The following is a 1,400-nucleotide window of genomic DNA, read 5'->3' as shown; positions in this document are numbered from 1 at the left end:
TCACTGACCCCATCACCCAGACGATGATGCAGGTGTGCCATGTCATCGGCGATACGCTGGGCTATATGGGCGGTTGAATTTGGTTGTGAGCTTGTCATGGTCAGGGGGATGGTGAATTCCATCACATCTCTCCCCAAGGGGCTTGGTCCCACAGTGACAATCGGGTCAGCACGTCTTGCGCCAGCGCCTGCTGCAACTGCTGGCTCACCTTCACTAACCGGGGTGCCTGCTCAGGGCCCCCACTCCATTCGCTCGATTGGTACAGGGCGCAGTAGGTGAATTTGTAGAGGGCCACCAGCTCACTATCGGTGAGTGGTGCCTGGTGATATCGGTGGGCAGGTTTAAACGGGCTCCGCTTGGTCGAGCGGTGCTGGCGTGGTTCCTGGTGGTCCTGCTGTCGTCCCAGTTGATAGCGATGCCAGACCGCCCGCCGATTGGCGAGCATCATCAACCGTACCAACCGGTCAACCCGCCACGTCCAGGTGCTAGTGACATCCGCTGGCGGGTTCCACCAGAGGGTGCGTAGCAACTCAAGGGTGTAATGGGGCGGCATCGGGGCATTGCAAAAGCGGTATAGCTGCACGGCAAAGGCAAGATAGTCTTTGCGATCGATCATGAAGGCAGACATGGGAATAGCTCCTTGAAATGCAAAAAGCCACCTGCAGTGAGGTGGCCTTGTTGGGGGGGGGGGGCGGAATATACGGATCATGGTGTTGGACCTGATGATCTTGGTTTGACGATCCTGGTTTGACGATCCTGGTTTGATGATCCGGGTTATTGGGTGGAAACGTGATCGGCATGCATGTTATTCGGCGATCGGTATACATGTTATTGCTGTGCCCGCACTGCGTCTGGGTGAGCCGCATCGAACAGGATGGCGTAGAGAGCACAATCAATGCCGTTAACGGCATCATGATGCGGGTAATAGGGCGGAGCGTCTCGGGAGCGCTCGAAGTAGTCGCCAAAGCAGCTGAGACACTCGCGTATCTCGATGGTGGAGCCTTGCAGCAAGGTCTCTTCAAACTGCTTGGCATAGGCCTCGTCATCATGGGCCTTGGTGACGGCCTTCTCCAGCAACGTCAGTGCATCTTCGTTGCAGGCGGCAACCAGACGATGGCGTAGCTTCTCGAGCGTTTCCTCAAGGGAAAAGGGATTGGGTAATCGCATGGCGTTTGTTCCTTCTTGGCGCGACTAATGGCGTAGCTGGTGGAGCAGCGAATCAATGGCCTCGATGCAGTCGGCCTGGGTGAGCAGGTAGCCGTTAGGCAGGTGAGCCACGATAGCGGGCTCGGCCTGCATCTGAACGTTGTCTTCAAGCCAGCAGCGCAGCTCGAGGAGGATATCGAGGGCGGTGAGGTGCGACTTATCTGGGGTGAGAGTCATAGCTGACCTCGCTCAGC

Annotated in this window: 3 protein-coding genes; all 3 read right to left on the bottom strand. The window is 57.3% G+C overall.

Annotation, left to right across the window (positions count from 1 at the left end):
* Positions 1-121: 121 nt before the first annotated feature.
* The 3 genes from AACS18_RS16110 to AACS18_RS16100 all read right to left on the bottom strand — a co-directional run bounded on the left by AACS18_RS16110 (position 122) and on the right by AACS18_RS16100 (position 1,383).
* Positions 122-628, bottom strand: coding sequence for a hypothetical protein (locus AACS18_RS16110; protein ID WP_108612701.1), 507 nt, complete (start codon positions 626-628; stop codon positions 122-124).
* Positions 629-828: 200 nt separating this feature from the next.
* Positions 829-1,167, bottom strand: coding sequence for a hypothetical protein (locus AACS18_RS16105; RefSeq protein ID WP_258228739.1), 339 nt, complete (start codon positions 1,165-1,167; stop codon positions 829-831).
* Between the two features lie 24 nt (positions 1,168-1,191).
* On the bottom strand, positions 1,192-1,383 hold the full coding sequence (locus AACS18_RS16100; protein ID WP_108612700.1) for a hypothetical protein: 192 nt from the start codon (positions 1,381-1,383) through the stop codon (positions 1,192-1,194).
* Positions 1,384-1,400: the final 17 nt, after the last annotated feature.

This window comes from Aeromonas sp. HMWF015 (assembly GCF_963878965.1).
In the GTDB taxonomy this organism is placed as follows: Bacteria; Pseudomonadota; Gammaproteobacteria; order Enterobacterales; family Aeromonadaceae; genus Aeromonas; species Aeromonas veronii.
This window is presented reverse-complemented; position numbering and strand designations above follow the sequence as displayed.

Coding starts and splice junctions, on each gene's coding strand:
- AACS18_RS16110 (WP_108612701.1), bottom strand. CDS start 628: ATGTCTGCCTTCATGATCGATCGCAAAGACTATCTTGCCTTTGCCGTG.
- AACS18_RS16105 (WP_258228739.1), bottom strand. CDS start 1,167: ATGCGATTACCCAATCCCTTTTCCCTTGAGGAAACGCTCGAGAAGCTA.
- AACS18_RS16100 (WP_108612700.1), bottom strand. CDS start 1,383: ATGACTCTCACCCCAGATAAGTCGCACCTCACCGCCCTCGATATCCTC.